Here is a 7,462-nt window from a genome sequence, read left to right on the forward strand (position 1 = left end):
AGTTCGTTCCTTGCCTCTGTCCTAGAGGTGTCCATTGTCTTCCTTGCTAGTAACCATCCTAGTTACTATTGAGTCCGTTCAATGTCCTGTTTGCTCTCCGTGCCGATAATTCATCCTGAATCACCGATGCCTCATCCTGAGACTAACCAAATCCGTGGTTAAGTTCCTGTTCCGTGTCAGCATCCTTCCGACACCAATAAGATTACGCGAATCGACATTTTCAGCAATAGGTGCCAGATCACAAAAACCAACTAGGAAAAGTTACATTAAATATTTTTATTTATTTTCAAATAGTTAAAATTAAACATGGTAAATGCAGGCAATATGAAACTATTTTATCTTACTGCCTTGTAAGAGATCTCTTACACGCTGGGTAGCACTTTCGATATCGTCGCCCATTATCTATGATGCAGATTGAGTATTCCAATCATATATACAGACATAAAGATTCCATAAGAATAAACCAATAGTGGGAAAGGAATGGGGTCATCTCGTGGATTATGTGCTCCCCCTTAACTGCAAATTAAAAGCTGAATTGCGTGTTCATCATAAGGCTTTTCTTATGAAATCATGTTCTTTTCTTCAGATCTCATTCTCAGATCCTCGCTTTTCATTCAACTCCCATCAGTCACTACTTTAAACAAGTAAAAATAAAGGTAACAACTGAATTTGACATGATTTTGGTATCACTCAGTGAATATTTAAGCTCAAAATATGAATCCATATTTAAAATGTTAATTATCATTTTTATTTGTGTTTTACGTCGAAAAGCCTTTTAAAACTCCTTACTTCATATATTAGCTTTTTGTTTTTTTTGATAACTCTCTGACTGATTACTTTTGTGATCATTACGTTAAACGTAGTTAAAAGTTAACTTTCAAGGAAGGAAACATGAATAAAAACAAACCATTTTTTAATAACTTTATTGAGTCTCAAGTTGAAGAGCTGACAACGGAAGAAGCGAATCAATGTGCTGGTGGTTTTAAATCTTGGCCTCCGGGCGACTTAGTCACCATGAAATCGCCTTCAGATGATGACGAAGGTATTGATTTCCCTCCGATGGTCACAATGAAGCACCCATCTGATGACGACGAAGGTGGCAACATCACACCAGTTGAATGGTAAGCCAGTTTACAATCTATAAGGAACATAGATATGAGTAAGAATACGCCTTTTTTCAATAACTTTATTGAATCTCAAGTTGATGTGTTAACGGAAGAAGAAGCAACACAATGCTCTGGTGGATTAGCAACATTCCCACCAGGCTTTGAAATTGAGCCTTTTCCACCCGTGGTAACCATGAAGGCACCTTCAGATGACGATGAGGGATGTTTTTATCCTCCGTTTGAAGACTTCAACATCAAATAAAAGCGTTACTTAGCTCTATTCACCCCTCCTCGGGGTGAATATTTCGAGGATTGAACTATGCCAACTTCTAACAACACCATTGTATGCGTGACACATTCTGCCGACTCCTACCCTGTTGAATGGGTAATGAATCACCTTCGTGAGCATGGCCACGCATGCGTTCGAATGAATAGTGATCAATACCCTTTGCATTTAAAAATGGGAGGTAATCTGAATCAAAAAGGGCAAGAAATTACCTTAGCAACCAACGAATGGAGCTTAAAAGGTTCACAAGTTAGTGCAATTTGGCATAGAAAAAACAGTATTTGTAACCTAACTGGCGCATTAGAAGGAGATACTCTTTCTCAAGCAACCCGAGAATCGGAATGCATAAAACAAACATTACTGCACGGAATAAAAAATGCCTTTTGGCTGGATCACCCAGCAATTCAACAGCAAGCTGAAGACAAGTGGCGGCAGCTGTGTGTTGCTCAGTCAATCGGATTACATATACCGAAAACCTTATTCAGCAATATCCCCGAACAAGTCGCCACTTTTTATGATGAATGTAATGGCGACATTATTGCCAAAATGCATACCCCTCTTACTGTTTCAATGGGGAAACCCTCATCCTTCGTGTATACCTCTACCGTAACGAAAGAACATTTGGCCGATCTAGACTCTCTAAAATATTCGCCCATGATCTTTCAGCAACGCATTAACAAACAGTCAGAGCTGCGCATTGCTTATGTGGATGGCCATTGTTTCCCTGCTGGAATAGAGGCCCATTCAAAAACAGAGAGCCACCTTACCGACTGGAGAAAAGCGGATCCGACGCTTTCCAAGTGGGTCAACTGCCAAATTCCGGATGAGCTTACCCAAAAAATACGCTCACTAATGAACGCTTTACACCTCAAATTCGGTGCTATTGACTTCATTCTTGATACCCATGGCCAATATCAATTCTTAGAGGTTAACCCTGCTGGAGAGTGGGGAATGCTGGAAGCGGAATTAGGATTGCCCATTTCAAAACAAATCGCACTTACTCTAATCAAGTACTGTCAATAAGTCATAATGTTGGAAGTCGTATGAACAAAAACAAAGTTATCCTGATAACCCATTCTAAAGACAACGGAAGTATCGAAGCCGTCAGCGAATATTTAAATGCTCGTGGTGTTGAGGCCATCCGATTAAACACCGATCTTTTTCCAACTGAAGTACAAGTGGAAACCCATCAAACCAACACAGGAAATACAAGCGTTCTGGTTACCGAAACAGGCCACACCGCCAATGCAGATGAGATCCATTCTGTGTGGTATCGCCGCTTTTACCCTGGAAAAGGGCTCCCTAAAGACATGGATCCTCAATTTAAAAATCCGTCGGTGGAAGAAAGCAAACGCACACTGCTTGGTTATCTCGACAGCTTACCCTGTTTTAAGCTGGATGATTACTGGCAAGTAAGACACGCATCGAATAAAGAATACCAGCTAATATTAGCCCGGCAGGTTGGGTTAAATTTACCCGCGACCTTAACCACAAACTCCCCGAGTGCCGTACGAGACTTTTTTCATCGATACAACGGAAACATCATCACCAAGATGCAAACGGCGTTTTCAATCTGGCAAGACGATGTAGAGCAAGTGGTATTTACCAATAAGGTTGAAGAATCGCACTTAGATAAATTAGAGCAACTAAACCTCTGCCCGATGGTGTTCCAACAGCATATAGAGAAAGAAGTGGAACTGCGTGCTACCGTTGTGGGTAATCAGGTCTTTTGTGCCTCCATCAACCCTGAAATCATGAAAGGTATGGAAACCGATTGGCGTAAAAAAGGAAGTCACACCTTACAACAATGGCAACCTTTCACCCTACCTGATGACATAACCCAAAAGCTCATCCAGCTCGCCACTAAGCTGAACCTTAACTACGGGGCCGCCGATCTCATTCTTACCCCTGAAGGTGAATTTAAGTTCTTAGAAATTAACCCATGTGGTGAGTTTTATTGGATGGATATATACCAACAACTAGGCATCAGCCAAGCTATCGCCAAAAATTTGCTGTCGCACGGCAGATAAACCAGCAAGAATGAACAAGGATAACTCTTGAGCCAACTATACCGTCAATCCGCTATAGATGCCCAAAAGCAAAGGCTACATGGGGAAGTGCTGCTCACTCAGCCCCTCTCTATGTACGCCATCATGTCTATTTTATTCGTCTCAATAACCTTATTAGGGCTTTATCTCTCTTATGCTGAGTTCAGCAGAAAAGAAACGGCTCAAGGGTACATCTTGCCTGATAAAGGCATCATAAAATCCTACTCTCAAAAAGAAGGTGTCATCGACAGTATTCATGTGAAAGAAGGCGAGTTTGTTCAAAAAGGCGATCCATTAGTCACAATAAGCTCGAAAAATAAGCTTGCCAATGGGTTGGATCTGAATCAAACCGTTGTAAAGGAATTTGAGCAACAATATCAATTTATTGAACAAGAGATCGCTTTTCAGCACACTCTTCACCAGCAACAAGTGGCCAAACAAAACCAGCTATTAGATGATCTAAGCGTACAAATTCGCGCTATTTCTTCACAAAAAAAACTCCTAGAAGAAAAGCACACACTGCAACTCGAAAGACAGGCTCAACATCAAACGTTATATCAAGAAGGGCATCTGCCAGCACTGGATTTACAAAAGCAAAAAGAAGCCTTGATTGAAGTAAAAAACCAACAAGAAAAACTGGTAGCAACCGAGCTGGAACTAAAAAAAAGCGCCAATACTCTGCAATCTGACTTAGCCATTTTGCCAGAGCAACACAGGCTAACCGTACTGGATTTAGAACAAAAAAAATCCTCTATTCGCCAACAACTTAGCCAAGCACAAAGTAATGCAAACCATATTATTACCGCCAATGAAAACGGGCAAGTCAGTGGTTTTAATGTGGTGGATGGCGAAACCGTTAACGATAATCAACTCTTGGTCAGCCTTATTCCCGAAAACGCGAAGCTCATTGCCGAGCTGCTTCTACCTACGCGATCGGCAGGTTTTGTTAAGCTTGGTGATGCGGTCAAACTGCGGTTAGATGCTTTTCCCTACCAAAAGTTTGGTTATTTAGATGGGCAAGTGTCTCATATAGATACCGTGCTCCTTCAAAAAATGAACCATCACCCTATCCCGATTAATGAACCCGTATATCGAATCCGAGTCGAGCTCTCTCAACATGAAATAGAGTTTGAGCAAACACGTATCCCACTGAAAAACGGCATGTTATTAGAAGCTGATATTTTACTAGAAAGCCGCAGTATTATGGGCTGGATACTAGAGCCTGTATATGGACTATTAGGAAGAATTTAGTATGGAGAACACGGCAACAGAACCGCATATTACCGAGCTTTTAGAATATTCAGGCAATCGAAGAGTAAAAACGATCTTACAAACTGAAGCCGCTGAATGTGGGTTAGCCTCTTTAGCCATGATCGCAAACTACCATGGCTACAAACTGGACATGCCATCCGCTAGAAAATTTTATAGTTCGGGCCTAAAGGGCATGAATGTGCACCAACTGATCCAAACAGCGGATAAAATGAATTTGGCCGCACGTGCACTTAAATGCCCCATTGAACACATCGGAAAAATAACACTACCTTGTATTCTCCACTGGGATTTAAATCACTTTGTGGTACTCACAGGCGTAAAGAAAAAGTGCATCACCATTAATGATCCCGCTTTTGGAACCAAAACCCTCACCCTAAATGAATTGAGTGATCATTACACCGGTGTCGCCATTGAACTTCTGCCCACCAAAGAGTTTGAAAAAAAAGATGCCCGCCAGTTAATGACTATTCGCCAATTATGGACTCGCGTTACAGGTTTAAAAACCGCTTTAGCCACATTAGTCAGCCTGTCTATTTTGCTGCAAGTATTCGTGCTCTTAAACCCATATTACATACAACTTGTTGTGGATGAGGTGCTAGTCAGTTTTGACGATGCTTTATTGGTGGTGCTTGCGCTTGGCTTTTCATTGTTGCTCCTTTTTAATATCACCACAAAAGCCATCCGAAGTTGGCTGATTCTCCGCCTTTCTAGCCAACTCAATTTACAAATGGGCGCGAACTTACTCAGACACCTTCTTCGATTGCCCATGAGTTACTTTGAAAGTCGGCATATTGGCGATCTTGTGTCTCGCTTTGGCTCTTTAAATCAGGTGAGAGAAAGAATGACCACAGGGTTAGTGGAAACCTTCGTCGACGGGGTAATGTCCATTGCTGTGTTGGCGGTCATGCTCGCTTATAGCCCTTTTTTAACAGGGATCGTGCTTATTATGGTACTGGCTTACTTAGTGGTACGACTGGCGCTTTATAACCAATTACAGCGTGCAACTGAAGCCTCTATTGAAGCCAAAGCAAAAGAACAAAGCCAATTTTTAGAAACCGCACGCAGCATTCAGACCATTCGACTCTTTAATGCCGAGCCCATCAGACAAAGTACATGGCAAAACCGCTACAGCAGTGTGATTAACGCCGACATAAAGCTCGGAAAACTAGGTATTAGCTTCGATGCCATTAATCAATTCTTATTTGGTTTAGAAAATATCATCATCATCTTCCTTGCTGCGACGGCGGTCATGGCTGGTGACATGACTATAGGAATGGTATTTGCGTTTATTGCATATAAAGATCAGTTTACCAATCGCTTATCGATGCTGATAGAGCAAGTCGTGCAATTTAAAATGCTAAGGCTGCATCTAGATCGCATTGCTGATATTGCCCTCCATGATCAAGAGCCTCATCGTGAGAAAAACAGAACACTGACTCAAATAAAAGGGGAAATCCGATTAGAAAATGTGTCATTTCGCTACTCCGAACAAGACGACTTTATTTTAAAAAATCTTAATCTCACTATTAATGCCAGAGAGTCTGTCGCTATTGTCGGCCCATCAGGGGGTGGAAAGTCTACGTTATTAAAACTGATGCTGGGGTTACAACAGCCCACTTCTGGGCGGATTTTAGTCGACGGGGAAGACATTAAAGACATAGGGTTAATCGCATACCGCAACCACATCTCTTCTGTGATGCAAAACGACACTCTGCTCTCAGGTAGCGTTGCCGATAACTTATCCTTTTTTGATCCCGAGCCAGATACTCAGCTCATGTATCACTGTGCTTACCTTGCTGGAATTCATGACGATATTGTAAAACTTCCGATGAACTACCACAGCTTAATCTCTGACATGGGATCTAATTTTTCAGGGGGGCAAACGCAGCGCTTATTGTTGGCACGTGCGCTTTATCAAAGGCCCGCGATTTTATTCTTAGACGAAGCAACCAGCCATTTAGACATTAAAAATGAAAGTAAGATCAGCGAGCAAATTCAACAGCTCCCTTTAACCCGCGTGATGATCGCTCACCGCCCAGAAACCATAAAAAGTGCCGATAGAGTTATTGATCTCACGCGGCTTCAAGGTGCATAAACAAACGAGCTACCGCCAAATAAACCAGCTAAGTGCGTTAGCTCTTTATCCCGAAAGTACTTCACAGCTTTAATAAAAAATCGCTAGCCACACGGTTTCCGTATCGGGCTTCGTCCAACTAACACGATGGCGGGCATGAGCAGGAATATTAATGTGATCCCCTGCTTTTAACGGTACTGTTTTCATTCCTTCCTCAAACAACAATGTGGCTTCGCCTTCAACAACTAAAACCCACTCATTGTCTTTTTGATCGTACCATTCGTTTTCTGGGGTAATGTGCCCTTTCGAAACAATTCGCTCCACACGAAAGCTGTCTGTTTTTAGGATGTCTTCAAAAAATTCTTGAGGTAATTCAGGGGGAATATCGGTAAATAAACTACGATGCTTCATATTAATCTCTGTACATATAAAATGAGTACACAGAGATTACCGTAATTTTTTCTATGAGTGCTATGAAAGACAAAATATGAGAAATAAAACGCATGAAAAAGAATGAGCCCGATACACTTTCGCATATCGGGCCCTTAGTCTTACTCGCAGCAATCCGGCTACTGAGGGTGCTCCCTGCATCATTCCATGATAGTTAGCTTTGATCCTTAAAGCTCAATCCTTTTTTCATCGCTGTCCTAGCGGTGTCCTTGGCCTTCCTGACCCG

7 protein-coding genes are annotated in these 7,462 nt (G+C 41.8%); 6 read left to right on the forward strand and 1 reads right to left on the reverse strand.

Annotated features, from left to right (window positions below; translation table 11 throughout):
* Positions 1–891: 891 nt before the first annotated feature.
* The 6 genes from MHO82_RS25245 to MHO82_RS25270 are packed head-to-tail and all read left to right on the forward strand — an operon-like array spanning position 892 to position 6,807.
* Positions 892–1,125, forward strand: coding sequence for a microviridin/marinostatin family tricyclic proteinase inhibitor (locus MHO82_RS25245; protein WP_239189311.1), 234 nt, complete (start codon positions 892–894; stop codon positions 1,123–1,125).
* Between the two features lie 30 nt (positions 1,126–1,155).
* Positions 1,156–1,368 carry a microviridin/marinostatin family tricyclic proteinase inhibitor gene (locus MHO82_RS25250; RefSeq protein ID WP_239189314.1) on the forward strand — a complete coding sequence of 71 codons (213 nt, stop codon included), beginning with the start codon at positions 1,156–1,158 and terminating at the stop codon, positions 1,366–1,368.
* 57 nt (positions 1,369–1,425) lie between these two features.
* A complete protein-coding gene (locus MHO82_RS25255) occupies positions 1,426–2,415 on the forward strand; it encodes an MvdC/MvdD family ATP grasp protein (RefSeq protein WP_239189318.1) in 990 nt (329 codons plus the stop codon).
* Between the two features lie 20 nt (positions 2,416–2,435).
* Entirely contained in the window at positions 2,436–3,422 is a 987-nt protein-coding gene (locus MHO82_RS25260) for an MvdC/MvdD family ATP grasp protein (protein ID WP_239189320.1), read from the forward strand.
* A gap of 27 nt (positions 3,423–3,449) precedes the next feature.
* Complete coding sequence (locus MHO82_RS25265) at positions 3,450–4,691, forward strand: HlyD family efflux transporter periplasmic adaptor subunit (protein WP_239189322.1); 1,242 nt, start codon at positions 3,450–3,452, stop codon at positions 4,689–4,691.
* A 1-nt stretch (position 4,692) separates the two neighbouring features.
* On the forward strand, positions 4,693–6,807 hold the full coding sequence (locus MHO82_RS25270) for a peptidase domain-containing ABC transporter (protein WP_239189324.1): 2,115 nt from the start codon (positions 4,693–4,695) through the stop codon (positions 6,805–6,807).
* 69 nt (positions 6,808–6,876) lie between these two features.
* On the opposite strand, the gene MHO82_RS25275 is transcribed toward MHO82_RS25270, so the two are convergent.
* Positions 6,877–7,197, reverse strand: a complete 321-nt coding sequence (locus MHO82_RS25275) for a cupin domain-containing protein (RefSeq protein WP_239189326.1) — start codon at positions 7,195–7,197, stop codon at positions 6,877–6,879.
* Positions 7,198–7,462 lie beyond the last annotated feature (265 nt).

The organism is Vibrio sp. Of7-15 (assembly GCF_022347565.1).
In the GTDB taxonomy this organism is placed as follows: Bacteria; Pseudomonadota; Gammaproteobacteria; order Enterobacterales; family Vibrionaceae; genus NORP241.